Genomic DNA, 25,922 nt, shown 5'->3' with positions numbered 1-25,922 from the left:
GAAACTGATCCAAGCAGGTAAAGTCCTTGACCTTGTGATCGCCTCGATGCGCGGCGACGCAACGCCGAAAAGTTGTCAGTGGCAGATGCATCATGATCTGCGAGAAAACGAGTTTGCCTTGGTGCATGAGGGTTCCCCGCGAGAAGTCGCGAACAACCCTCAGTCTGCTCGAAATCAAAGTTGAAATCGAGACCAGACAAAATGACCGAATTAGGCAATAAAATCATTAACTTACAAGCTCTTGGCGTGCAAACGTTGGGACACTACTGAAAAAATATAAATAATTTACCTTGAGGAGACAACATCATGAAGCTCACTAAGCTTTTAGTCGGCGCTCTCGCCATCTTTTCCGCACTCCACACCTCCATCGCACTCGCTCAGGACTATCCCAACAAGCCGATCAGACTGATTGTCCCCTTCGCCCCAGGCGGAGGTGCTGACAATACGGCACGAATCATCAGCGATCCCTTGTCCAAACGTCTTGGTCAACCCGTCGTCATTGAATACAAACCTGGAGCCGGCGGTGTAATAGGCGCGGCGTTTGTCGCAACCTCCCCAAAAGATGGATACACACTTCTTTACGCTACACCGGGCCAGCAAATGACTGCACCCTATTTAATGGACAAGATGCCGTACGATGCTGCGACTGCGTTCTCCTCGGTAATCCAGCTGATCGACGGGAGCAATGTTTTAGTCGTCAATAAAGATCTACCTGTCAACTCCGTCAATGAACTGATCGCCTACGCAAAGGCAAATCCAAACAAAGTGAACTTTGCGAGTTCGGGCATTGGCTCCTCTAGCCATCTCGCGGGAGAACTCTTTAAAAGTATGGCGGGAATCAATATCGAACATGTTCCCTATAAAGGATCAGGCGCCGCCGTCACTGAAGTCGTAGGAGGCTCTGTACAGATGTCGATTGACTCACTGTCAGTCTACCAGGCCCATATCAAAGCGGGCACAGTCAAGGCACTGGGCGTGTCGACCCTGTCTAGAAATCCGGCGCTGCCCGATCTTGCACCCATCGCAGATACCTTGAAAGGCTACTCTGCCTCACCGATCAACTACATCACCGCACCTGCAGGCACTCCACCAGCGATCATCGCAAAACTCAATAAAGAACTCAATGAAGTTTTAAAAATGCCGGACGTGCGTCAACGATTAATTTCGACGGGGCTCGAAATCAAGGGTGGCTCACCTGCAGAAATGGATGAAATTATTCGTACGGAATCTGCGAAATGGAAAAAAGTCATCGAGCAATCTAAAGCATCCACAAAAAAATAAGCCCTGAAGGAGATTAAATAATGCGTACCCTCAACACATCCTTTAAAAAAATCATCCTTGCTGGACTGATTGCAACGTGTGCCGCTTCGGCTCAAGCCAAGTTCCCCGATAGACAAGTCACCATCGTTGTGCCCTATCCACCAGGCGGAGTCACTGACGTATACGGCCGCTCAATCGCTGCCGAACTTTCAAAACAATGGGGACAACCTGTTGTCGTCGATAACAAGCCTGGAGGTGGGACGATCATTGGCACTCAATTGGTTGCACGTGCGCCTGCCAATGGCTACACCATCCTGTTAACCAGCTATGGATTTACCTCCAACCCTGTCCTTAAAAAGTCTCTACCCTACGACCCAAAAGGACTCAGTCCTTTATTTTTACTTGGACGCTCAACCAGTCTTTTAGTCGTGAATCCAAAGGTACCCTTTAAAAACGTCAAAGAAATGATTGAGTTCGGCAAAAGTAATCCCGGCGGTCTATTATTTGGCTCTTCGGGTAACGCCTCAAGCCCACATATCGCCGCTGAACTCTTTGCAGCCGAAGCTAAGGTTCGCATCACACATGTTCCTTATAAAGGGACCAGCCCAGCGATGAACGATTTGCTTAGCGGTCAAATCATGGGGATTTTTGATGGTCCGTCTGCGATGCCTCGCGTGAACTCCGGCACTTTAAATGCGATCGCGATTTCTTCTGAAAAGAGACACCCTGCCGCGCCTAATGTGCCAACATTTAAAGAGCTTGGCGTTGATCTTGTTTTTGGAAGCTGGTTTGGATTCTTGATGCCTACGGGAACACCCCTTTCCGTTCAAAATGAATTGCTCGAGGGTATAGAAACCGCCATGAAAACGACGAATGTTTTGAATGCCATCAATCAAACAGGACTCTTCATTGAAGGGCTTAAAACCGAGGCCTTTGGGAAATTTCTTGCTAATGAAGAACAACGGCTTAGAAATCTCATGAAAGTCGAGGGCGTCAGTATTTCAGTTGAATAAACCATTATCAAAAGGTAGCCATCATGGATTTGCAAACTCTTGAACTCGACATCGCGAACGGTGTCGCGACCGTCACCCTGAACCGCCCTCCGCACAACGCTCAAAATGCACAGATGCGTAGCGAAATCATCCAGGTCTTCGATTATTTCAACGACACCCCAGAGGTCAAAGTCGCCGTTATTACGGGTAAAGGGAAAATTTTCTGCGCAGGCGCAGACCTAAACGAGCGCCCAGGTCTAAATGAAAAACCAGGTGCCTATTGGCACCACAATCGCTTGGTCCGAGAAGCAGGCAATTCGATCATCGAATGCAGCAAACCCGTCATCGCGGCAGTGAACGGACCCGCGATGGGCGCGGGCTTCGGGCTCATGACGCAGTGTGATATTTGGGTAGCCTCCAACACCGCTGTGTTTTCGATGCCTGAAATCAATGTTGGTCTCGCAGGCGGGACAGCCATGCTGCAAAGTATTTTCGGCAAATCACGTGCGCGTCGCATGTTTTTCACGGGTATGAAAATCGATGCCGATGAAATGTATCGACTCGGCCTGGTCGAAGCGAGCCTTCCCCCGGAAGAACTCATGCCCTATGTTATGGAAATCGCCAATGACATCGCCAGCAAAGCACCGATCGCACTGAGTTATGCCAAGCAAGCCGCGCAAGTGACGCTCGTCATGCCGCGCCGAGAGGGCTATCGCTTTGAGCAAAATATGACGGTCGCGCTCGGTAAAACAGAAGACACTAAAGAAGCATTGCTCGCATTTAAAGAAAAACGCAAGCCAGTCTACAAAGGTCGCTAATCGCACCGGGATATCAACAACAATGAACACAGATGTAAAAGCCTCGATTGACTACGACGCATTCAGAGCGGAAATTCATGCTTTTGTCAGTACGCAATGTCCGCCCGATATCAAACAAATCATGGCGCTCAATCGCAAGCTCTCGCGCGAGCCCTGGAGCCGCTGGCAAAAGATTCTGTTCGCTCGTGGCTGGGGCGCACCAAACTGGCCTGTGGAATATGGCGGCACAGGATGGAATACCAGGCAACAAGCTATTTTTGGCGAGGTTCTTGCTGAAAATGACTGTCCACCCCAATATCATCATGGTTTGAGACACATTGGTCCCGTTCTGATCGAGTTTGGCTCAGAAAGCCAAAAGGCACGCTATCTGCCCCCAATCTTAGATGGGTCGGAGTGGTGGTGTCAGGGGTATTCAGAACCCAATGCGGGCTCTGACCTAGCTTCACTGAAGACCCATGCGCGCATAGAGGGCGATGTGTTCATCGTCAATGGACAGAAAACCTGGACCTCGCATGCCCAAGAGTCCGACCTAATGTACACGCTTGTCAGGACGTCAGATGAGACACGCAAACAAGAAGGGATCAGTCTACTGATTATTCCCGTCCGCTCAACAGGCATTACGATCAGACCCATCCGAACGATCGACGGCTGGCATCATGTGAATGAAGTTTTTCTAGACAACGTCGAAGTTCCTTTGTCTGACTGTATTGGAGAAATCGGCGACGGATGGAAATACGGAAAATTTTTGCTGGCGAGGGAAAGACTAAACTCAGCCAATACCGCGCCTTTGTTTCAATACCTTAAACGCACACGTGCACTTATTAACGAGCGGTTTTTCAAGCCAGAACAGCTGCAGCGCAAACAAGCGCTTGAGTTTCGTCTCCTGAACGCCGAAGCAGAACTCAGGGCTCTTCAGGAACTTGGCTTGGAAGCCATCGATGCTGTGATGAATAAAAAACCAATTCGACTACAGCCCTCCGTGCTAAAACTCAACAGCGCAGGACTCTTCCAAACGATTACAGAAATCGGTATGGAAATCATGGGTCCAGAATATGCGGCAAGTATGCCTGCTGACGAACAGTCGGTCTTTGATGGCAATGCCCAAGCCGCGCTCTGGTTACAAAATTATTTCTATTCAAGAGTACGCACTATTTATGGCGGCAGCAACGAAGTTCAAAAAAACATGATCGCCCGCGAAATTTTTGGACACTAACTCCCATGACGTTTACCGTAACACCCTTATTTGGTTCCGAATTTCAGGAGTCGGCTTCTCGCTTTGCCAAAGACGCAGAAATCGAGAGTAGCGGTCTTCTTAATGCGGATCAGAAACGACAGCATCGCGATCAAAAGTGGAAGGAAATGATCGCGCTGGGTTGGTCTGCTTGCCTCATTCCGGAGGCCGATGGCGGACTTGATGGCTCCCTGCTTGATTTTTGTGCGCTCCTGGAGGGCATGGCGACGCATGCGCTACCACTACCGCTGAGTTCGGGTATGGGTTTGCCCGCGATTCTGCTCGCACCTCTGAGCTTCAAAGAAAAATCATCGCTCTTGTCTTCAATGGCCGACGGTTCGATACGACTGCAACTGATTTATCAACCTCTTGATCCATTTTTAAAACAAATGTCACATGAGATGACATTAAAAATCATCCAGCTTGCAGGTACATGCGTTTTAGAGGGTAAAGTCGCCGGCGTTGAGCGCGTGCCTGAGGCAACTCACCTCCTACTCTGTTGCCAGAATCAGGATGGCGATCCCTCTCTCTGGTTAATCCCGAGTAATGAAATCTCGCCAACAGTCAGTCATGAAATTCGTATTGATTCGCGCGATAGCCTCTCGTTCACTTTCAATACTCAAAAGCTTCAAAACGATTGGTGCATCGCCTCTGGATCATCATTAGAAACGTCCTTTGCACGCATGTTTAACTATGGCGCGCTTTTATCGTCCGTCGAAGCCGTAGCAAGCATGGGTGCCGCGCTCGAACAAACGATCCGCTATTTAAGCGAGCGACAGCAGTTCGGTGTCACCCTTTCTAGCTTTCAAGTGCTCAGGCACTATCTTGCGGATGTTTACGCGAAATACGACAGTATTCGCGCCTTTGTCAGCGCTTTTACCCGTAAAGTCAGCGACACGGGCGAAATACAAAATCGTGAACTCTCTTTACTCAAGCTTTATCTTTCTCAAGTCGGTCCAAAACTCGCGCACACCGTGATTCAAGTGCATGGAGGCATGGGGATGACCGAGGAGCTTTGGGCCACAAGACTTAATAAGCGGCTTCTCATGACAAACCTAGAGTTTGGCGATGGTCAATTCCATGCAGAACGCGCGTACATCACAACAAAGGCAGACTAAAAAAATGCACGATCTAGACGCACTTTTTAATCCCCAATCACTTGCGATTGTTGGAGCCTCAAGCGACCCTAAAAAACTAAGTGGTCGCGCCATTCACTACATGAAAACCTATGGTTTCAAAGGCAAACTCTATCCGGTAAACCCGTCGTCGCCAGAGATTCAAGGTTTACCTGCTTATCCTTCCGTGTCGGAAATCCCAGGCTCTGTTGATCAAGCCGTCATTATTGTTCCATCATCACGCGTTGAGGAGTCTCTCAGGGACTGCGCAAAAAAAGGAGTCAAAGTCGTTCAAGTTCTAAGCTCCGGTTTTGGCGAAATGGGTCCTGAAGGCAAACTTGCGCAAGACAAATTGGTCGACATCGCGCGACAAGCAGGCATGCGTATGGTGGGGCCGAACTCGCTAGGCGCACTGAGCCCTTCGAATGGTCTCTTCGCGACTTTCTCAACCTCTTTTGCGAGAGGCTCTGCGCCCAAGTCCGGCAAAGTCGCCTTTGTCACGCAAAGTGGAGCGTTCGGTTCCTGCACTTATGTCATGGCGGATCTTAGAGGTGTGGGCATGAGTCGCACACTTGCAACGGGTAATGAAGCCGATGTGGATGTTGCAAGCTGCATCGACTATTTAGCCGAGGATCCATTAACGGAGGTCATCTGCGCATCGATGGAGAGCTGTCGCAACGGAGATCAATTACGTGCGGCTATCCATAAAGCATCCCGCGCCGGTAAGGCGGTCATCATGATGAAAGTCGGAACGTCGGAGGCGGGAGCCGCTGCAGCCGCAACCCACACCGGCTCACTCGCAGGTGACGATCGCGTCTATGACACCATCTTGCGTGAAACGGGCGCCTGGCGTGCGCGTTCAATCGAAGAAATGGTCGATATCGCTTATTTACTTGTGAACGGTCAAATGCCCGTCAATAACCGTGTCTCGCTTGTGACCGTATCGGGTGGAATTGGTATCTTAATGGCGGACGATGGCGCGCGAATGGGCTTGGAGATCAAACCTTTTTCCAAAGCCTTGATGGAGGCCTTAGCTGTTGTACTTCCATACGGTGCCGGCCACAACCCCTACGACACAACAGCGCAAGTCGCCACGACACCTCAAATTGTTGTCGATGTCGGTCAATGTATTTTGCAGCATACGCAGGAGGACTCTTTAATTTTCTATCTCGCGAACAATGGACTGGCGCCACTTGTTTTCAAGGATACGCTGAATGCCTTGCTTCGCCTCAAAGAGTCTTGCAAAGATCGACTCATTGTCGTGATTATGCCAAGTGAAGCAGGCGTAAGAGCCGAACTTGAACAGGCAGGTATTCCTGTTTTCGAAGATCCCACAAGAGCTGTTGCCGCAATCAGCGCTGCGTGTGAAATTCGTCAACGCCGAAATGCGATGCCCGCTCTTGGCGTGGCCAAGCAAGCATCTCGATTAGCCATTCAACCATCGGACGAATCCAAAGCTAAACAATTACTTCGGCAAGAAGGTATTCCAGTCATCGAGGAACGTGTTTGTCTCACGGCGAAAGAGGCTATACAGGCTGCCAATGATTTCGGATACCCAATCGTTGCGAAAATCCTTTCTCCGGATATTCAACATAAAACAGAAATTGGCGGGGTATTGCTCGGTCTCGCTCATGCCGCGGAGGTGCAAGCGGGCTTCGACACTCTGATTCAACGCGCGAAATCAGCTAGACCTGATGCCCGTCTTGAGGGTGTGCTCATTTCCCGCATGGTATCCAAAGGAGTTGAGACACTCGTTGGCATGCATCGCGACCCTGTATTCGGACCCATGATTATGTTTGGACTGGGTGGCGTCATGGTCGAGCTATTCAAAGACGTTTCGATGGCGAGCGCCCCTCTTGATCAGGCGGGTGCCCACCAATTGATTAACTCTGTCAAAAGTGCCGTCCTGCTAAAAGGTTGGCGTGGCAGTGAGCCTTTGGATTGCGATGCCTTGGCCGAAGTTCTATGTAAGATCAGTACGATGGCCTGTAAGTATCCTGAAATTCAAAGTATCGATATCAATCCTTTATTGGTTCAAGCCTCTGGAGTCGTCGCACTGGATGCCGTTGTTTCGACCTAAGCTTAAAATGATTTTTTTTGTCATTTTCTAATATAAAAATGAGTGCGCCATGTTGAAGACTTTCAAGCTTAATGTTCATCAGACAGTTGTGTGTGTTCTGTTACTACTCACCAGTGCCTGCGTCTTTGCTCAAAGCAATCCCATTAGGCTCATGGTGGGCTTTCCTGCGGGAGGCGGCACAGACGCCATTGCGCGCATTCTGGGCGAGCACTTAAGTCAAAAACTAGGCACACCCGTCATCATCGAAAATCGGGCTGGCGCGGGTGGTCAGATCGCAGCCCTTGCCCTTAAGACCGCGACTCCAGACGGTTCAGTACTCTTTCTTTCCCACGATCACACGATTTCGATCTTGCCTTTGATCAATAAAAAAGCGGGCTATGAGCCGGCGACAGACTTCGTACCTGTGGCTGGGTTTGCCACCTTTGCGAACGGAATCGCCTTAGCGGGAGATTTAGCTGAAACAACACTTGACCAATTTGTGCGTTCAGTTCGCACACAACATCAAGGAAAAGCCGCTGTCGGCGTGCCTGCACCTCAATCAGTTCCAGAGTTTCTTGTCAGAATACTCGCTGCGCATTACAAGCTTGATCTCATCGCGGTTCCTTACAAAGGCAGCTCGCCCATGATCGCCGACATGCTTGGCAAGCAAATCCCTGCCGGAGTGGCTTCCGTAGCCGACTTTATTGAGTTTCAAAAAGCGGGAAAGCTACGTATGGTCGCCGTCATAGGCAATAAGAGACAAGAGATCTTGCCTGAAACTCCAACCTTCGCGGAGCTCGGTATCAAAGGTTTTGAAGACCTGCCCTATTATGGGATTTTCGCTCCCAAAGGGACGCCTGCAGCCATACTTGAACGCTATAGCGAAGCCTTGAAAAAAGTATTGGAAATGCCCAACGTGCAACAAAGACTTGTCGCACTTGGTTTAACTGTGGACTACATGAGTGGACAGACACTCTCGGAGCGCGAACGCACTTACTCAAAAAACTGGGCAAAGATCATTGCCGAGAGCGGCTTTATATTAGAGTGAGTATCAAACGTAGCCGCTAAATTTTTAAAGAAAAAATTTCCGTAAGCTTGCTTTCTGAACCTTACCGTTTGCGGTCCTCGGTAACTCATCCACAATTTCCAGGCGTTCTGGCCAATACTGTGTGGCGAGTTCACGCGAAGATAAAAATACTTGCATGTCGTGAAGAGAAAGTGTCGCACCTTTTTTTAATATCACGAAGGCACAGCAACGTTCGCCTAGACGCTCATCAGGCATCCCGACAATACTGACTTCCGCAATGCGGGCGTCTTCAAACAACACATTCTCCACATAATGAATGGGAATATTTTCGCCACCGCGTATAACGATATCTTTTAATCTACCCGTGATTTTGATGTAGCCTCGTGTATCAATCGTAGCCAGGTCGCCCGTGTCAAACCAGCCATCAAAATAAAACGTCTTCATTAGATCTGGTGAGTTCGCATAGCCGGGACTCATAAAAGCACCTTGAACCTGCAAACTTCCCTCCACACCAGTCCCTAGCTCCTGTTGATTGACATTCACAATGCGTAAGGCCATGCCTGGCTGAACACGTCCGTCTGTTTGGGCTCGCGTTTCAAGATCGTCATCCAACCTTGTGAGCGTCACCACCCCATTTTCAGTCTGTCCCCAACCGCGAAGCACCTTTAGATTTGGCAAACGAGACTCAGCCTCTTTGACCAACGCAACTGGAATGGGCCCCCCGCCAGCACGAAATACCCTAAGTGATGACACATCAAACGCCTCAAGGTTACTTGCTTTGAGAATATCCATCAAAAATGTCGCACTCCCACTCGACACTTCAATTTTATATTGAGCGACTAATTCAACGAAGGCCTCTGGCTTCCAAGTATCTTGAAGGACAACAGCGCCCCCGACCTGAATAGGCAAACGAATTCCATTTAGAAACCCAGTTTGATGACCTAGAGTTGATGCCATGTGCAATACGCTCCCCCTTCGCAAATCCAATGATTTGGACATCGCAACTTGAGGTGCGTAAAGAGTATTGTTAGTGTGCATCACCCCTTTGGGGTCACCCGTGGTGCCCGAAGTAAACACGATCTCAGTGACCTCATCTGGATGTGGTCGCATTTGATTAATTGTTTCGCGAAGATCGCGATCGCATGGCGTTTGGAGAATTGAATTCCATGGATAGACTTTGTCATATTCATCCAGAGTTTCTCCCTGCCCCGGATCTTCATCGACAAGAATCAAACCCAGATCTGCATGAGTTGAACGGAGCTGTAGCCCCATGCTCAAATAGTCAAAGTTTTTGAATGTCCCAGGAATGACAAGCCACTTGCATTGCGCAACACGAAGCATTCCTGATACGTCGCGCGCCCGACTCATCGGCGTGATCAAGCATGTCACCGCGCCAATACGAACAAGTGCACAGTGCAATACAACATACTCTGACCAGTTCGGTAGCTGGATTGCCACGCGATCATTTGGCTTGACACCCAGACTGAGTAAGCCAGCAGCAACCCGGTATGAACTATCTTGCAGTTGCGCATAGGTCATAGACTGCCGAGAGTCAATGACGACAACATGACCGGATCTGGATTTCGCATACGCATCCAGATCATCAGTGATCAGCCTATCCGGCCAGATACCGCTTGAGCGGTACTGTGACGCAAGCGACACCTCAGTGAGCGCCCCAGCCGGATTCATACGGGTCTTAATTACCTTCGAATACGGGAGTTTGTTTAGCAACAAAAGCGTTGTAAGCCCGCTCATAATCCTTGGTCTGCATACATATAGCCTGCGCTTGAGCTTCGGCCTCAATGGCCTCATCAATCCCCATGCTCCATTCCTGATGAATGCAGCGCTTGGTCATAGCATGTGCAAAGGTTGGACCATCCGCTATTTTTTTAGCCATTTCCTGCGTTTCAGCCAAGAGAGTTTCTGGTTGACAGACTCGGTTATAAAACCCCCAACGCTCAGCCTCTAGACCATCCATCGAGCGTCCGGTGTATAGCAACTCTGATGCGCGGCCTGCACCGATAATTCTTGGAAGCATATTGCAAGCGCCCATGTCAGCACCGGCCAATCCGACTTTCACAAAGAGGAAAGCGACTTTACTGGTCGCGGTACCAAAACGCATATCGGAAGCCATCGCAATGATGGCTCCTGCTCCAGCACAAATACCGTCAATCGCCGAAAAAATTGGCTGAGGACAGTTTCGCATTGCCTTCACCAAATCGCCTGTCATCCTCGTAAACGCCAACAAGCCACTCATATCATCCTGCTTTTGCATTTGAACTAGAGGACCGATGATTTCATGCACATCACCTCCAGAGCAAAAGTTGCCACCTGCACCAACTACGACGACAGTCTTTACTGACTTAACATACGTCAAATTAATAAATAAATCACGTAGTTCAGCATAGGACTCAAACGTTAACGGATTCTTTCTCTCGGGTCTGTTGAGGGTAATCGTCATGACCTTACCGACAACATCCATTTTGAAATGTTTAGGCTGATAGTGATCAAAGTCAAAAGTGGCGGGTTGAAATTTTGAAATTAAGTCAGACATAAATATTCTCAATAAAATTAAATAGGCTGCAATATAAAACTGTTTACTTCTCGCGCTAGCCGACCATTGTCAGTCCACCGCTCACACTCAAAATTTGAGCCGTCACGTAATTTGAATCCTCTGAAGCAAAAAACAGAATTGCGCTTGCTGTTTCCTCTGGCATCGCAAGTCGCTTAAAAGGAATCGCTTTGATGAGTGCTTCCTTGAGCTTGTCCGGCTGCGCATGAAACAACGGTGTATCTGTTGGCCCGGGACATACACAATTCACATAAATTTGGTAGCGTGCCATTTCTCGTGCAAGTGATTTAGTAAATGCGATCATTCCGCCTTTCGCAGCGGCGTAAACGGTTTCACCCATACTGCCAACTCGGCCAGCATCACTCGCTACATTCACGATCTTCCCTGATCCTGCTTGAATCATTGTTGGCAACAATGCCTGAGTCAAGGTAATGGGTCCCATTAAGTTGATTTGCATCACCTTATTCATAAACTCAGGAGTATTGTTTACGAAGGGCTCAATACGATCCCATCCTGCTGCATTCACGATTGCATCGACAGCCGGTACCTGTGCCAACATGCGCTCACAGGCACTAAGGATGGACGCCCTGTCACCAAGATCCACTTTGATATACGTGAATGAGCCAGCGCCATTTTTTTGATTGATCTCGGACTCAATATTGACACCGCCTACGGTATCAATATCCAAGCCAAAAACATGGTATCCCTTGTTCACAAATGCGATGGCTGTTGCTTTTCCGATACCAGAGGCTGCACCTGTCACAACCGCATTCTTTTTTACTGTTGTCATAGCTATTCCTTTGAGAGTAATGATTTATTTTCTTTTATTTTTTTCTAAAAATGATCGTACGCGCTCTTTTGTATCATTGGCCTTGTAGAGTTTCCTCGTTGCCTCAAGCTCCATTGAGAAACCACTCGGGCCCAATTGTGCTGCCGCCGCGATACACGCTTTACTTTCAGAAAGCGCCATTCGCGAGAGCCCCGCTAGACGCACTGCAATCTCTTGAGCGCGAACATTTAACTCCTCTCTCGGCACCGACCATTGCGCGATTCCAAATTGCTCGGCAGACTGACCGTCGATCACCTCTGCAGTCAGTATCAAGCGATTCGCAATACCTTGTCCACACAGACGAGTCAGCCGCTGCGTCCCACCCGCTCCCGGTATCACGCCGAGACTGGCTTCAGGCAACCCTAACTTGGCTTCATGAGCCACGATGCGCAAGTCACAGGCCAACGCGAGTTCTAGCCCGCCGCCAAGAGCGGCTCCGCTGATGACTGACAGCGTCACACCCGGTAGATTTTCAATACGAGAAAAAAGCGTCTGAAACTGGGTAATACTCTGCACCATTTTATCGGCGCCCTCTTCAGTCTCTATACATTCGCTCATTTGAGCGAGATCTGCCCCCGCACAAAAGACCTTCAGTGATGAATCAATCATCAACACATTCCAATCATCACGGCGCAATAATTCATCAATGGCGGCATGAAACTGCGTTAACAGTTCATCATTGATCGCATTGACCGGGGCGCGCGAAAGCGTTATTCGTGCAATACGATCAGAGACATTTAGCACTAACAAATCATTCCTCCACTTCCCAGCAGATGCTTAGAGAGATCAAGCGAAAGCAATACCCGCTTGTTAGTACTTTACAGAATGAATGATCGTTCAGTCAATAGCTAAAACTATTTGCTTAATTTTTCGTATGCACGCTTACCTTTTAAAGTGAGCGCAGCAGGCAGGATCAAACTCAGTCCTCGTTGAATATATTCTTCGACATCCATCTCCGGACGAAAGCGCCAAGACTTCAGCGCCCAAGCATGTGCGAACATCACAATTTGATAAGTCAGCATCTCTACATCAAGATCAGCTTTCATCGTCCCATCCTTGATGCACTGCGCAATACATTCCGTAATCAAGGCATTGGACTCAAGCTCTTTTTGCTGAATGATGACACGTCGCTCTTTAGGTAACGATTTTGTCTCCCTATAAGCCAAAACAGTCGCATTGACGTTCTTATCAATGATATTGATATACGCTCGGACAGCAGCATCAATTTTTTCGACTGGACTTGTTGGCTGCGCCAACACTGGGGGAATCTCCTGTATGTATTGGTCAAGAACTTTCATGAGAGCCAAAAACAAGATGTCTTCTTTGTCTTCGACATACTGATAGATGAGACCAATACTGACCCCGGCAGCTTGTGCAATATCCCGGATAGTGGTCACGTGATAGCCACGCTGACCGAACAAATCGATCGCGGAGTCTATGAACTGGGCCCGACGCTTTTCAACGAGTCCGGGCACATCCACTTTGCTTCTGACATGCGCAAGTGCGTTATTTTTAGATTGGGGCATGGAGCAAAAAAGGACACTAAGATATTAATTGTTTATTCATCAGCGATTTGATCGTACCATAGGATCACAAAGTCATTAGAGTGCATCAATGCAACGCACAAGGAGACATTATGGATTTGGGTATCCGAGGTAAAACAGCAATGATTACGGCATGCAGCTCTGGCTTAGGGCTCTCCATCGCCCAGCGTCTTGCCGCTGAAGGCTGCAATCTTGTATTGTTTGCCCGCTCAGCAGACAAGCTTGAAAACCTGGCCAGCACCCTGACAAAGGAACACGGAATTAAAGTGATCGCAGTCCCGGGAGACATGACGATTGAACAAGACATCGTTAGACTCACCAAAGAGACGGAGGATATCTTTGGGGGACCAGATATTTTAGTGTTGAATACAGGTCGTCCCCCTCTAAAGATGACGACTGTTCTGGGTGAAACCGATTCCAACAGGTGGGACTCTGCCTACAACACTCAACTTTTAGCAGCAACAATGGTTGTTAGAATCGTTGTACCAAAAATGATCGGTCGTGGATGGGGCCGAATTGTGGGTGTGACCTCAGCTTCCGTCAAGACCCCAATGCCCAATCACGCTCTTTCAACCGTCTACCGCGCCGGAGTCACTGCCTTACTTAAACATTTGGCCAACGAGGTTGCACAGCACCAAATCACCGTCAACACGGTTCAACCCGCATCCATCGGAACCGAAGCACTCACCTCCTCTTATGACATGAAGGAAAGGATCAAACGCGTTCCACTAGGTAGGCTTGGAACTCCAGACGAACTCGCTGCTGCGGTGGCTTTTTATGCATCGCAACATGCCGGTTTTATTACAGGGACTAGTCTAGCTGTTGATGGCGGGATGGCAGGAAACTTACAGTAACTTCTCTATTGACTTAAAAATCAATCGCGCAAATAATGTAAACATCTAACTGAACGATCGTTCATTCAACAATATCTGTACTTTAAACAGAAATTCATTAAGGGACGTCAGATCAAACTGGCGGGGCTAAAAGATGCAAGATGAGTTTTCAGCAGAACAGCAACAGCTTAGGAATATGTTGCGTCGCGTTGCGAGTGAGAAAGTAGCGCCTCGTGCCAATGACATCGATCGAAGTGGAGAGTATCCACAAGACATGTTTGAATTGCTGTGCGAGCTCGGACTGTTCGCCTTACCTTTCCCCGAAGAGCATGGTGGTACCGGCAGTCTTGTCAGTGCGTGTATCGCCATCGAAGAACTCGGTGCAGTCTGCTATAACACTGCATATTTGCTCGCTGTTCAATGGACGCCCTTTGGTGCAGTGCTAGCCGGTGGAACAGACACTCAAAAAAATACCTTATTGCCCGAATTGGCTTCGGGGAAAGTCCGCGCATCGATCTCGATTACTGAATCTCAAAGCGGCTCCGACGTCCGCGGGATCAAGACCAGAGCTAAACGCGTCAAAGGCGGCTATAGCATTTCCGGCAATAAAGCCTGGTGTACCGGCGCTTCCATATCCGATTACATCTTTGTGGCAGCCAAAACTGGGGATGACGATACCGCTGCAGGGATCAATTTTTTTAAAGTCCCTCGCAATGCGAAAGGTCTTGAAATTGGACGAAAAGAAGAAAAAACAGGCGCGAGAGGCATACCATCGCACCCATTATTTTTAGACGAAGTCTTTGTTCCGACCGATGACTGTCTGGGTGCAGAACAGTCCGGTGGCTTTAAGTTAGTCATGGAAGCAATGAATACCGCACGGCCTTTACATGCGATGAGAGGTGTGGGACTTGCACAGGGTGCGATAAACCATGCAATTGATTTTGTCAAAAGTCGGAAAGCTTTCAATGAACCTGTTGAGAACTTTCAAGGCATTCGTTGGATGCTCGCAGATATGGAAATGCAAACACAGGCCGCAAGAAGCCTTGTGTATCGGGTCGCACATATGGTGGACTGCGGCCTCTCGGGAAAGGCACTTGCACCGATGGCTGCTACAGCCAAATGCTTTGCGACAGATGTCGCGATGAAGGTCGCCATCGATGCCGTTCAAATTTGTGGTGCAGCAGGCGTGACCTCAGACTTTGCTATCAATCGTTACATGCGCGATGCGAAAGTCCTTCAGATTATCGAAGGTACGAATCAAATCCAACGCAATATCGTCGCCAATAGCCTACTAGGACCTGTCAGAAAGTCCACCTAAGATTGATCATTTATCAAATATGCGCTCGAAAGAGCGCCGCGCGGTTGGAGAGAGAAAAAAATGGAAATCGTTGGACTAGGCTTTTATTTCGAAGATCTTCCCCAAGGGAGAAAATATCAGACTATTGGTAGGACGATCACTGAAACTGACGTCATGAACTACGTCAACTGTCTCGGTTTGGTGGAGGTGCTATTCACTAATCAAGAGTTTCGTGAACATGGCTCGGATATCAAAGGTCGTATCGCACCTGGCATGCTCGCGCACGGTTTTATAGAGGGCTTGCTGATTCAGGCAACCATGCAAAACACGGCACTTGCTCTAATCAATATGGAAATCACGATGAAATCACCCGTTTTTGTGGGCGACACCATTCATGCCGAAGTCGAAGTCCTGGAGGCGCGCGTCTCAAAGAGTCGCCCTGGTCGAGGACTCGTCCGCTCAAGAGTCAGCATTGTCAAACAAGATGGAACCGTTGCTATTACCTACACGCCACTTCGTATGGTTAAGTGTCGTGAGGCCGCTTAATCATGAGTGACAAAGCGCTTCCCTCCGGTCCTCTTTCACGCATTCGTGTGCTGGACATGAGTCAGTTCATTCTTGGCCCGGTCGCCACCCAAATCATGGGAGATATGGGTGCTGATATCATCAAAGTTGAATCACCTGAGGGAGACGCCAATCGCTATATCGGCCCAAGACAGTATGAAGGAATGGCCGCACTGTTTCTAGGCATGAATAGAAATAAGCGCAGTATCGTTTTAGATTTACATCGGCCCGAAGCGCTTGAAGCGCTACTCCAGATGGCAGAAAAATGTGATGTTTTCCTTCACAGCATGCGTCCGGATTCAGCCAAACGCCTTGGAATCGGTTACGAAGCACTTCGTCAACGCAACCCAAGACTCATTTACGCCAGCGCACCAGGCTATCGTTCAGACGGCCCTAAACATAACGATCCTGCGTATGATGATGTCATTCAAGGTGAAAGTGGTATTGCCGGAATCAATATGCTGGCATACGGAGAGCCTAGATATTTTCCAACAGTCATCGCTGACAAATTTTGTGGACATGTCTTGGCCACACATATCAGTATGGCTTTGCTTGAACGAGAGCACAGCGGTCTCGGGCAATGTGTCGAAGTTCCCATGTTTGAAAGCATGCTGGCGTTCAATATGATCGAGCACATGTGGACCGCGCAGCTAGATGATCCAAATGGAACAATAGGTTATCCGCGCGCTCTCATGCCAGAACGCAGACCATTTAAAACACTGGATGGCTATATCTGTTTGATGGCGACTACTGACCAACAATACGTCAATCTATTTAAAGCGTTTGAGCGATCCGATCTGATTGGCGATCCAAGATTTGACAGTGTCACAGTCAGATCACAAAGATTTGCGGAACTCTATGGCTTGATCGGCGAAGAACTTGCCAAACAAACAAACGAGACCTGGAAAGAGCGACTCAAAATCGCGAAAATCCCCCATGCTTCGGCACGCATGCTCAGTGACCTGCAAAACGACCCTTATTTAATAGAAACAAAATTTTTCCAAACCCTCGAGCACCCGTTGGCGGGAAAGATGCATACGCCTTCGATTCCTACTCGTTATTCTAGAACGCCAGGACAATTGCGCATGCCTGCTCCTACGCTTGGAGAACACACCGCCACCATCCTGCGTGAATTTGGATTTACGGACGACCTCGTCCATCAATTATCAAAATAGCTTGCTTGTTAGCAGAGACGGATACAACATGTCACCCCAGCCCACTTCTCAACAATCGAACGGTCCCCTTAAGGGGCTGAAAATCGTTGAAATCGCCGGCTTAGGACCGGCTCCGATGACAGCCATGATGCTGGCCGACATGGGCGCGACCGTGATTCGTATCGATCGAAAAGTGGCAGTTGATCTGGGTGTCAAGCGGCCAAGAAAATATGATTTGCTTTTGAGAAACCGGGATGTCATCGGCGTCGATCTAAAAGATCCTCACGCGATTGAGCTCGTGCTGGAACTCATCGACGGTGCAGATGGTCTCATTGAGGGCTTTAGGCCAGGCGTCATGGAACGTCTAGGCCTTGGACCCGATCTTTGCCTGCAACGGAATCCAAAGTTAGTCTATGGACGGGTCACGGGGTGGGGCCAAGAGGGACCGCTTGCTCACTCCGCTGGTCACGATCTGAATTATGTTGCGATGACGGGTGCAATACATGCCTTGGGTAGAAAAAATGAGCCCCCTGTCGTTCCACTCTCCCTCATTGGAGACTTTGGTGGTGGTGGCATGTATCTCGCATTTGGCATGCTGGCAGCCATCATTCATGCTCGAACCACCGGGATCGGTCAGGTCGTTGATGCGGCGATGGTGGACGGCGTCATATCACTTCAAACCATTTTTCTTGGTATGCATGCGGCTGGCCTATGGAATCCAGAGCGGGGAACAAATCCGATCGACTCAGGATCTCATTTCTACAATGTGTATGAATGCTCAGACGGCAAATGGATTAGTGTTGCCGCCTTAGAAAAACGTTTTTATGATGAACTGCTCACGCTATTAGAAATTAATCCTAATGATATCGGAGATCATCTCGCACCTGCAAACTGGGATTTAGGTAAAAGAATATTTACTCAAAAGTTTTCTCAGCACCCGAGACAATACTGGAGTGAAAAACTAGAAGGTCGTGACGCATGCTATGCGCCCATTCTTTCTTGGAATGAAGCGATGGAACATCCTCATATCAAGGCAAGGAATAGCTTTTGCACTATTGATGGTGTCACTCAACCTGCTCCAGCGCCCAGGTTTAGCCATAGCACACCAAGTCTGCCGAGCTTACCCAAGGAAATCAACGCGGAAAACAATACCCTCGCCTTGTCTAGTTGGTTGAGTACAGATCGAATCGCTACGTTACGCAACAAGGGAATCATCGCCTAGGATTGATATCAATGATCACCTACAACACTTTGCGCAACTGGAGGTTCGGCGTCATCACACATCAATACAGAGAAACAGATGTGATGCGTTATGCGCTTGGGTGTGGCCTTGGCGCAGATCCTATGGATTTCAGACAACTTCAATTTGTATACGAACAAGATTTAAAAGTACTCCCCAGTATGGCTGCTGTGATAGGAAGTCCTGGTTCGTGGTGGCGGATCCCCGAAACAAAAGTATCTTGGCAACATGTTTTACATGCACAACAAGATGTCATTTTTCACCAAACGCTTCCTGTGCGTGCGACGATGCAAGCACATAATCAAGTTACTCATCTTCATGATCGCGGTGTTGGCAAAGGAGCCGTTGCAGGCTTGAAAAGAGAAATTTATGACGAAAATGGACGGCATATTGCGACCGCATCACGGATAGAAGTTCTCAGAGCAGATGGTGGTTTTTCAGAGCATGACGGAATCAATGATGACGCACCTGAACGGCTTTCGAACGTCCCAGAAAACTTAAGCAATGTTATAGAAATCGACTTGCCCATTCTCCCTCAAGGGGCGCTACTGTATCGACTCAATGGTGATCCGAATCCACTGCATGCAGATCCTGTTGTTGCAAAACAGGCAGGCTTTGAGCAACCGATTTTTCATGGTCTGGGAAGCTTTGGTTATGCAGCACACGCGATCTTGAAGAGCTGCTGTCAATTTGAACCTGACGCCCTTAAGCGCTTGGCACTGCGCTTTACCTCTCCGGTTTATCCTGGAGAAACATTGAGATTTTTAATATGGCGACGAAATGCTCGACTCGTGAATTTTCAAGCTTATAGTAAAGAAAGAGGAGTACTCCTACTGGACTGTGGTCTAGCGGAGTTAGGGTGAAATGTAGGATCTAACAGTCATCGCATCAGCGATACCCAATAAACCAAGGAGACGAAAATGAAAAGTAGCAAAATAATTAATAGCTTAATTGCAGCAACCCTCGTAACCTCAGCGATGATCGGCGGCGCGGTTCAAGCTCAATCCTATCCCAATAAGCCCATTCGATTTCTGATTGGATTCGGTGCGGGAGGATCAACGGATGTAACCGCTCGCATTCTCGGAAATGCGATGTCTAAAATTCTGGGACAACCTATCGTCATCGAAAATAGGCCTGGTGCGGATAGTTTGATTGCGACCCAGGCTGTCGCGCGCTCGGCTCCCGATGGATACACTATTCTTGTTGCTTCTGGCAGTCACTCCATTAATGCCAGCCTTTATCCAGAAACTAAAGTCGATCCAGTCAAAGACTTTACGCACATCGGCATGATTGGCGATGCCGCAAACTTTTTAGTTGTTCATCCTAGCGTTCCGGCCAACACTGCTGAAGAATTTTTAAAACTTTTACGCGACAATCCCGGTAAATACAATAGCGGAACAACTGCCAGCACAACGCTATTAGCGACCCAACTTTTTCAGACAATGTCTGGTGTGAATACTGAAAATATTCCTTATAAAGGTGCCGGCCCAGGAACACTTGCACTTGTTGGCGGTGAAATTCAGATGTCTATCACGAGCTTGGTAGGCATGTTGCCACAAGTCAAAGCTGGAAAAGTGAAGGCCTTAGCAGTCACCAGCGCTGTCAGATCCCCACTTGTTCCACAGGTACCAACACTCACGGAGAAAGCGCTTCCTGGCTACGTTGCAAGCACATGGTACGCAATGTTTGCGCCTGCTGGCACCCCTACCCCGATTGTTGATCTGCTCAACAAAACGCTCAACACTGTTCTGAAAGATCCACAGGTCAATCAGCAATTAGTAGAGCAAGGCATGGTGACTGAAGTCATGACGCCCGCTCAACTTGAAAAATTTGTTGCACAGGATCAAGTGAAATGGGCAAAAGTTGTAGCGGAAAGCAAAAAATAATGACGGCTGCACAAAAAGATACCAATTCCACATCGTCTGATCTAAAAGTTGCCCTCGTGACAGGGGCAACGACTGGACTCGGGTACGACATTGCAAAACGACTCGCAAGAGATGGATTCTTTATTGTTGCGACCGCTACAACAGAAGCGAATTGCAAAAAAATTATTGAGAGTTTTCATGAGGAGGGGCTCACTCAGATTCGTGCTCTTGCTCTAAATGTCACTCAAGAGGAAAGCGTCATCAATGTCATGGCAAAAATCGATCAAGAATTTGGTCGACTCGATGTGCTCATCAACAATGCGGGTGTGGCTTTGCGCGTGAATGGCAAAAAATCACTTGTCGTTGATACGCCCCTTAAAGACTGGCAACAAACAATCGACATTAATTTGACTGGTACGTTTCTTGTCAGCAAGCATGCCATCCGTCTCATGCAGCGACATAAATGGGGCAGGATTATTAACATGAGCTCTCGGGCTGGCCGAACCAGAACGATTTTGGCCGGCGCTCATTATGCTGCATCCAAAGCTGGCATTATTGGTTTTACGCGTATTTTGGCTGATGAATTAGCACCACACGGCATTACCGTTAACGCCGTTGCACCCACACGCATTTCAACCCCCATGGCGAAAACTGTGAGTAATCCAGCTGAGATGGATGCACGTTTTATCGCTGAGACTCCAGTTGGGCGACTTGGACTACCCAGAGATGTCAGCGCTGTAGTCGGATTTCTAGTATCCGATGAAGCTGACTTTTTAACTGGTATTACGATCGATATTTGCGGTGGTCAATTCATGCCCTAAGGATATAAAAATGGCTCTTCTTGGCCGTGCTATTGTTTTCATTCTCTTCGATCGTGCCCCTGGGACGGTTGAAGACTTTTATATCTGGCACGATGGCGAGCATATGCCCGAACGTGTAGCCATACCAGGCTTTCTTCGAGGGCGAAGGTTTCATATCGTCGGTGATGGTCCACAATTTATGACGCTTTATGAAGCGGCAGACATCGATGTCTTTACAGGTCCCGACTATCTCCAGCGTCTGAACAATCCAACGCCCTTATCCAGAAAAGTGGGTCCGCTCGCGAGAAACAACTCACGAGGCGTCTGTTCCGTGATCAAGAGCATCACGAACCAGGGAACTGGTTCGGCATTTGTTTTGATCCGCTTCGCAAGCCACGACTTGCATGCACTTGAGCACCAACTCAGTGACTTAGAAACCATCCTACACAACAAAATCGGTTTCTACGGGCTCCACTTGTGCTCAACAAGTCATGCTGCCAGTACGATTGAAGTTGAAGAGAAAAAGAATAGAGAGATCTCTATTCCCGATTCATTTCTTCTGATTGAGGGCAATCAAATCGACAATGTCCTAAGCATCTCAGATCAGATCATTGAAATAATCAATTCAAAATATCCCGATACGCTTACTAATATTGAAAAATTGACTTATTTACTTGAGGTGACTCACTTACCTCCAAGCATAATCAATCATTGATTTAATACACCGTTGTCAGTCGACGAATCGTCAAGGTGCAGCGTTGCGCTATCAGTGCATTGATTCGCTCTACCAAAACGCTATTTGAAAAACAATATTGCGCATCAGACTGTAAGGAACGTGCTTTCAATGGAAGCAACTCTGCTATTTCCAAAATTCTTTTTTTTGCTTGCGCTTTGGCAAGTCCGACACTTTCTGCCAACTGTTCCCAGTGTCTCGCTTGAACTTCACTGAACTTATATTTGCTTCCTATTTTCATCGCCATCTTTGGTGTCAGCGTTGGATAGACTGCTGTCGACAGGGCATCATACAGTGGTGCTAAAGCAGGTGAACGACCCGAATACAATAATTTACCGATCGGTAAATTATTGATCAAAACCGCATTTAATGTAAGGATTATTCCCGAACAGGAATAAAAAAGATTACTCATACTCTTTTACAATACATATCCCGATCGGGGTATTTAATGTAAACCGTTGCGAGAAAGCCCCACTCGATCAATGATCCAGTGGATTGCCCATCGCGGCATTCGCCTCTTGGGCCTTGGCAGGACCACGTAAAAACCTCGCAATCCCTACAGCGGCCAACACACCTATCAGTGATCCACAGGGATAGATCCAATACGTAGAAAAATCACCACGTGCAAAATCTGGCCCAAACGCTCTAGCCGGATTAAAGGCCGCGCCATCAAACGGTCCGCCCATCGTGCCCATTGCCATAACGTACGCCCCCACGGCAAGTGGTACTGAAGGGCCGAGTAGCTTGGGACCATTCGTCATGGACAAGATCAACAAGACCATACCGAACGTCAAGATCGCTTCGAAGATCACCGCCTGAAGATGCATGTCTGGCTGCGGCACAGTGGCGGCAAGATTTCCGCCTGTGCCAAAGAGTGCGGCAGCGGTTACAGAACCCGCCGTAGCCGCAATAAATTGCACCACCATGTAGCAAAGCGCCATGGGAAAACCCATGTCGCCTCGCAACGCAAAACCAAGCGTCATTGCAGGATTGAAGTGGGAGGAAATATCGCCCAAAAAATACACCGCAACCGTCAACCATAAAGCAGAAATAGCTGACAAAATAAAGGCATATTGATAAGGGGCTAAATCCCCACCACCATGTGCTGCAAGAATAGCTGCCCCACCCGACAAAACAAAGGTCAAACCCGAGGTACCAATAAACTCAGAAACGAGTCTCCTGGCACGATGATCATTGCTTTTCCAGTCAGCATAAGCACGATCACCGACTTGTTCTCTTAAAGCCTGATTACCGGCAAGGCTAGCCTGAGATTTCGAGTCCAAGATTAAGCCTTCTTTGCAGGAATATCAGCTGAACCAGGTTTTGTCATGTTAATCGGCACCACAACGCGGTCATACAGCTCCTCGTCCACACCGCAGGCCAAGGCCGCAGCCTTGAGTGAGGTGTTGTGATCAATCGCGTAATGTGCAATGACCGAAGCTTTGTCGTAACCAATCACGGGCGACAACGCTGTCACCATCATGACAGAGTTGTCGATGTTGGATTTCAACTGCTCTTCGTTGACGACCGCACCTTCAATCATGAACTCACGGAAGTGATCCGACATATCGGCCATGATCAAGGCAGAGTGCAAGTAGTTGCTGATAATGATCGGACGGAAAGCGTTGAGTTCGAAATTACCCTCTGAACCGCCCATCTGCACCGCTACGTCAGAACCCATGATTTGAATACAGACCATCAACATGGCTTCGGCTTGGGTCGGATTGACCTTGCCTGGCATGATCGATGAGCCAGGCTCATTGGATGGGAACGTCATTTCCATCAGACCGGTGCGTGGACCGGAACCCAACCAACGCATATCGTTGGCGATCTTGAATAAGGTGACAGCAGCAGTCTTGAGTGCAGCGTGCGCACGCACCATACGATCGAGCGTGCCCTGCGCAGTGAATTTATTATCCGCGGTCTTGATCGCAAAGCCAGTCAACGCAGTCAGCTCTGCAGCGACGTCATCACCGAAACCAACCGGAGAGTTCAAGCCGGTACCGACCGCCGTGCCGCCCATCGCAACCTGCAATAAACCTTGCGTCGCATACTCAACATCAACAATCGCGTCATTCAACGCACCCACATAACCCGACCACTCTTGACCAACCGTCAAAGGCGTCGCATCCTCGAGGTGGGTGCGACCGATCTTGACGATAGTGGCCCACTGCTTTGACTTCGCATCCAACGCATCGCGTAAACGCTTCAAGGCAGGAATTGTTTTTTCCGTTGCCATCTTGTAGGCAGCGATATGCATCGCGGTTGGAAACGTGTCGTTACTCGATTGACCCATGTTGACATGGTCGTTGGGGTGAATGGGCTCTTGCGCACCCAACGTGCCACCGACCAATTGAATACAACGGTTAGAAATCACTTCGTTAAGGTTCATGTTGGACTGTGTGCCCGAACCTGTTTGCCACACATACAACGGAAACTCAGCGTCCAGTTGACCGCTGATGACTTCATCGGCCACCTTTTGAATCAGCTGACCCTTCCAGGCGGGCAGGCGCCCAGCTTTTGTGTTCACAATCGCGGCTGCTTTTTTAACAAAGCCATACGCGTGATAAACCTCTTTGGGCATCTTGTCATGACCAATATTGAAGTGAATCAAGCTACGCTGTGTCTGCGCACCCCAATAATGATCGGCCGGCACTTGCACCTTGCCGATACTATCGAACTCTTGGCGCAAGCCTGTTGCGGATAAGCCAATTGGCAAATTCAGGATAACTGGGGTGGTATCTGTAGGCATGGTGATGTCCAAAATTTGGGTGGGTATAAATATTGAGCGACTGCGGCGAAATCGACGAAAAGCTATACGCCTTTGGTATTAGTCGCATGTTGTATTTTCACACACAAAAACTACAACTAGACACAATCATTTTGCTCTTTTCCTAATAATACCTTTAGGCCTAATCCGCACGAGGTCTTGTATGAGGTCTTTTGAGAGCAGGTGCGTTCTCAGCTAGACTATGAGCTCTGAACATAGGATCTCGCTCGCCATGGATGGCATTTATTACATCGTCGCCTATCTTTGCTTTGTCGCCTGGTTCAGCTGGCTGCCTGTCAAAACAACGTATCACTATCATCCGCCCTTCTTCTGGCGCTGGACGACCTTGCTGACCTCAAGCGGCCCTGTGCTTTCAATATTGATTTTGATTGGTTTTCTACTTTCGGCGACCTCTGACGAAGCCTACGGCAGCTTTATGGCAACGGGTTTCTTTATGCTGGTGGCGCTCTTGCCGTTTCAAATACTCATTGCAGTCACTGCCTATTTGTTTATCTGTAGCTCACTCAAAGAACGTCAACTCTTGCTCGATCACGAATCTGCCTCCAGCGATGGCTAAGTACCCTTCTTCATGCAAGCACAATTATTTGAGCGTGATCCTTCACATCTAGCACACAATCTTCTTGGTAAAGAAGGCGATGTGCGTTACTACCCCGCCGTCATGAAAGCAGAGGAATGCTCAGTAATCTTTACTGCGCTATTGGACTCACTGAATTGGCAGGTCGATCAACTATTTATGTTTGGCAAACTAATCACAACCAAAAGAAAAGTTGCATGGGTGGGAGATAAAGGCTGCGCTTATACCTATTCAGGTGTCAAAAAAGAACCCCAACCTTGGACGCCCGAATTACTACAAATCAAAAGCAAACTAGAACAAATCGCGCAATGGAAATTTAACTCCTGCTTGCTAAACCTCTATCACGATGGCAGCGAGGGAATGGGCTGGCATAGCGATGATGAGCCTGAGCTCGTTCAGACCGCCCCCATTGCGTCCATGAGCCTCGGCGCAGCACGTAAATTTTCTTTTAAACACAAAGCCGACAAAACAAATGCTTCGTTGATGTTGGAAAACGGCAGCGTGTTACTCATGCATGCACCGACGCAGACTTTCTGGAATCACAGCCTTGTGAAAACGACACGTCCGGTCGGTCCTCGCATCAATTTGACGTTTCGAGCGATTCAATTCTAGTCTCGCTAAACA

Annotated in this window: 27 protein-coding genes; 18 read left to right on the top strand and 9 right to left on the bottom strand. The window is 48.5% G+C overall.

The window, feature by feature from the left end; genetic code table 11:
- Positions 1 to 127 (bottom strand): DUF4372 domain-containing protein (locus AC8GE9_RS06380; protein ID WP_506676325.1); only part of this gene is annotated, 127 nt, incomplete at its 3' end.
- Between the two features lie 179 nt (positions 128 to 306).
- Between AC8GE9_RS06380 and AC8GE9_RS06375 the strand changes: the two genes are divergently transcribed.
- The 7 genes from AC8GE9_RS06375 to AC8GE9_RS06345 are packed head-to-tail and all read left to right on the top strand — an operon-like array spanning position 307 to position 8,523.
- A complete protein-coding gene (locus AC8GE9_RS06375) occupies positions 307 to 1,281 on the top strand; it encodes a Bug family tripartite tricarboxylate transporter substrate binding protein (RefSeq protein WP_506676272.1) in 975 nt (324 codons plus the stop codon).
- Between the two features lie 20 nt (positions 1,282 to 1,301).
- Complete coding sequence (locus AC8GE9_RS06370; RefSeq protein WP_506676271.1) at positions 1,302 to 2,273, top strand: Bug family tripartite tricarboxylate transporter substrate binding protein; 972 nt, start codon at positions 1,302 to 1,304, stop codon at positions 2,271 to 2,273.
- Between the two features lie 23 nt (positions 2,274 to 2,296).
- Positions 2,297 to 3,070 (top strand): enoyl-CoA hydratase/isomerase family protein, encoded by a 774-nt coding sequence (locus tag AC8GE9_RS06365; protein ID WP_506676270.1) that lies wholly within the window; start codon positions 2,297 to 2,299, stop codon positions 3,068 to 3,070.
- Positions 3,071 to 3,092: 22 nt separating this feature from the next.
- On the top strand, positions 3,093 to 4,283 hold the full coding sequence (locus tag AC8GE9_RS06360; protein WP_506676269.1) for an acyl-CoA dehydrogenase family protein: 1,191 nt from the start codon (positions 3,093 to 3,095) through the stop codon (positions 4,281 to 4,283).
- 5 nt (positions 4,284 to 4,288) lie between these two features.
- The gene (locus AC8GE9_RS06355) at positions 4,289 to 5,419 is read left to right on the top strand and encodes an acyl-CoA dehydrogenase family protein (RefSeq protein ID WP_506676268.1); all 1,131 of its coding nucleotides are present in this window, start codon (positions 4,289 to 4,291) and stop codon (positions 5,417 to 5,419) included.
- On the top strand, positions 5,382 to 7,496 hold the full coding sequence (locus tag AC8GE9_RS06350) for an acetate--CoA ligase family protein (RefSeq protein WP_506676267.1): 2,115 nt from the start codon (positions 5,382 to 5,384) through the stop codon (positions 7,494 to 7,496). The genes AC8GE9_RS06355 and AC8GE9_RS06350 overlap by 38 nt, the downstream gene beginning before the upstream one ends.
- A gap of 49 nt (positions 7,497 to 7,545) precedes the next feature.
- Positions 7,546 to 8,523, top strand: a complete 978-nt coding sequence (locus AC8GE9_RS06345; protein ID WP_506676266.1) for a Bug family tripartite tricarboxylate transporter substrate binding protein — start codon at positions 7,546 to 7,548, stop codon at positions 8,521 to 8,523.
- Positions 8,524 to 8,547: 24 nt separating this feature from the next.
- Here the strand turns inward: AC8GE9_RS06345 and AC8GE9_RS06340 are convergent, their stop codons facing one another.
- The 5 genes from AC8GE9_RS06340 to AC8GE9_RS06320 form a co-directional block, all read right to left on the bottom strand.
- A complete protein-coding gene (locus AC8GE9_RS06340) occupies positions 8,548 to 10,191 on the bottom strand; it encodes an AMP-binding protein (RefSeq protein WP_506676265.1) in 1,644 nt (547 codons plus the stop codon).
- Between the two features lie 7 nt (positions 10,192 to 10,198).
- Positions 10,199 to 11,056, bottom strand: coding sequence for an enoyl-CoA hydratase family protein (locus AC8GE9_RS06335; protein ID WP_506676264.1), 858 nt, complete (start codon positions 11,054 to 11,056; stop codon positions 10,199 to 10,201).
- Between the two features lie 55 nt (positions 11,057 to 11,111).
- Complete coding sequence (locus tag AC8GE9_RS06330) at positions 11,112 to 11,864, bottom strand: SDR family NAD(P)-dependent oxidoreductase (RefSeq protein WP_506676263.1); 753 nt, start codon at positions 11,862 to 11,864, stop codon at positions 11,112 to 11,114.
- 24 nt (positions 11,865 to 11,888) lie between these two features.
- Positions 11,889 to 12,647 (bottom strand): enoyl-CoA hydratase/isomerase family protein, encoded by a 759-nt coding sequence (locus AC8GE9_RS06325; protein WP_506676324.1) that lies wholly within the window; start codon positions 12,645 to 12,647, stop codon positions 11,889 to 11,891.
- A gap of 110 nt (positions 12,648 to 12,757) precedes the next feature.
- Entirely contained in the window at positions 12,758 to 13,429 is a 672-nt protein-coding gene (locus AC8GE9_RS06320) for a TetR/AcrR family transcriptional regulator (protein ID WP_506676262.1), read from the bottom strand.
- Between the two features lie 110 nt (positions 13,430 to 13,539).
- Here AC8GE9_RS06320 and AC8GE9_RS06315 point away from each other — a divergent pair, with 110 nt between their 5' ends.
- From AC8GE9_RS06315 to AC8GE9_RS06275, 9 genes are all read left to right on the top strand, one after another.
- Positions 13,540 to 14,301, top strand: a complete 762-nt coding sequence (locus AC8GE9_RS06315) for an SDR family oxidoreductase (RefSeq protein WP_506676261.1) — start codon at positions 13,540 to 13,542, stop codon at positions 14,299 to 14,301.
- A gap of 133 nt (positions 14,302 to 14,434) precedes the next feature.
- On the top strand, positions 14,435 to 15,598 hold the full coding sequence (locus AC8GE9_RS06310) for an acyl-CoA dehydrogenase family protein (protein WP_506676260.1): 1,164 nt from the start codon (positions 14,435 to 14,437) through the stop codon (positions 15,596 to 15,598).
- A gap of 60 nt (positions 15,599 to 15,658) precedes the next feature.
- Entirely contained in the window at positions 15,659 to 16,123 is a 465-nt protein-coding gene (locus tag AC8GE9_RS06305; RefSeq protein WP_506676259.1) for a MaoC family dehydratase, read from the top strand.
- 2 nt (positions 16,124 to 16,125) lie between these two features.
- Complete coding sequence (locus AC8GE9_RS06300; protein WP_506676258.1) at positions 16,126 to 17,316, top strand: CaiB/BaiF CoA transferase family protein; 1,191 nt, start codon at positions 16,126 to 16,128, stop codon at positions 17,314 to 17,316.
- Positions 17,317 to 17,344: 28 nt separating this feature from the next.
- Positions 17,345 to 18,517, top strand: coding sequence for a CaiB/BaiF CoA transferase family protein (locus tag AC8GE9_RS06295; protein WP_506676257.1), 1,173 nt, complete (start codon positions 17,345 to 17,347; stop codon positions 18,515 to 18,517).
- Between the two features lie 11 nt (positions 18,518 to 18,528).
- Positions 18,529 to 19,398, top strand: coding sequence for a MaoC/PaaZ C-terminal domain-containing protein (locus tag AC8GE9_RS06290; RefSeq protein WP_506676256.1), 870 nt, complete (start codon positions 18,529 to 18,531; stop codon positions 19,396 to 19,398).
- Between the two features lie 57 nt (positions 19,399 to 19,455).
- The gene (locus AC8GE9_RS06285) at positions 19,456 to 20,421 is read left to right on the top strand and encodes a Bug family tripartite tricarboxylate transporter substrate binding protein (protein WP_506676255.1); all 966 of its coding nucleotides are present in this window, start codon (positions 19,456 to 19,458) and stop codon (positions 20,419 to 20,421) included.
- Positions 20,421 to 21,221 carry an SDR family NAD(P)-dependent oxidoreductase gene (locus AC8GE9_RS06280; protein ID WP_506676254.1) on the top strand — a complete coding sequence of 267 codons (801 nt, stop codon included), beginning with the start codon at positions 20,421 to 20,423 and terminating at the stop codon, positions 21,219 to 21,221. Before AC8GE9_RS06285 ends, AC8GE9_RS06280 begins: the two co-directional genes overlap by 1 nt.
- A 10-nt stretch (positions 21,222 to 21,231) precedes the next feature.
- Positions 21,232 to 21,915: a hypothetical protein gene (locus tag AC8GE9_RS06275; protein ID WP_506676253.1), complete on the top strand. Its 684-nt coding sequence runs from the start codon at positions 21,232 to 21,234 to the stop codon at positions 21,913 to 21,915.
- A gap of 1 nt (position 21,916) precedes the next feature.
- Here the strand turns inward: AC8GE9_RS06275 and AC8GE9_RS06270 are convergent, their stop codons facing one another.
- The 3 genes from AC8GE9_RS06270 to AC8GE9_RS06260 all read right to left on the bottom strand — a co-directional run bounded on the left by AC8GE9_RS06270 (position 21,917) and on the right by AC8GE9_RS06260 (position 24,685).
- The gene (locus AC8GE9_RS06270) at positions 21,917 to 22,345 is read right to left on the bottom strand and encodes a HipA domain-containing protein (RefSeq protein ID WP_506676252.1); all 429 of its coding nucleotides are present in this window, start codon (positions 22,343 to 22,345) and stop codon (positions 21,917 to 21,919) included.
- A 67-nt stretch (positions 22,346 to 22,412) separates the two neighbouring features.
- Positions 22,413 to 23,216 carry an MIP/aquaporin family protein gene (locus tag AC8GE9_RS06265; protein ID WP_506676251.1) on the bottom strand — a complete coding sequence of 268 codons (804 nt, stop codon included), beginning with the start codon at positions 23,214 to 23,216 and terminating at the stop codon, positions 22,413 to 22,415.
- A gap of 2 nt (positions 23,217 to 23,218) precedes the next feature.
- Complete coding sequence (locus AC8GE9_RS06260) at positions 23,219 to 24,685, bottom strand: class II fumarate hydratase (RefSeq protein ID WP_506676250.1); 1,467 nt, start codon at positions 24,683 to 24,685, stop codon at positions 23,219 to 23,221.
- 220 nt (positions 24,686 to 24,905) lie between these two features.
- Between AC8GE9_RS06260 and AC8GE9_RS06255 the strand changes: the two genes are divergently transcribed.
- Positions 24,906 to 25,280: a hypothetical protein gene (locus AC8GE9_RS06255; protein WP_506676249.1), complete on the top strand. Its 375-nt coding sequence runs from the start codon at positions 24,906 to 24,908 to the stop codon at positions 25,278 to 25,280.
- A gap of 12 nt (positions 25,281 to 25,292) precedes the next feature.
- Positions 25,293 to 25,910, top strand: a complete 618-nt coding sequence (locus tag AC8GE9_RS06250; protein WP_506676248.1) for an alpha-ketoglutarate-dependent dioxygenase AlkB family protein — start codon at positions 25,293 to 25,295, stop codon at positions 25,908 to 25,910.
- Positions 25,911 to 25,922 lie beyond the last annotated feature (12 nt).

Origin of the sequence: Zwartia lucis (genome assembly GCF_965234455.1) — a bacterium.
Lineage (GTDB): Bacteria > Pseudomonadota > Gammaproteobacteria > Burkholderiales > Burkholderiaceae_B > Zwartia > Zwartia lucis.
This window is presented reverse-complemented; position numbering and strand designations above follow the sequence as displayed.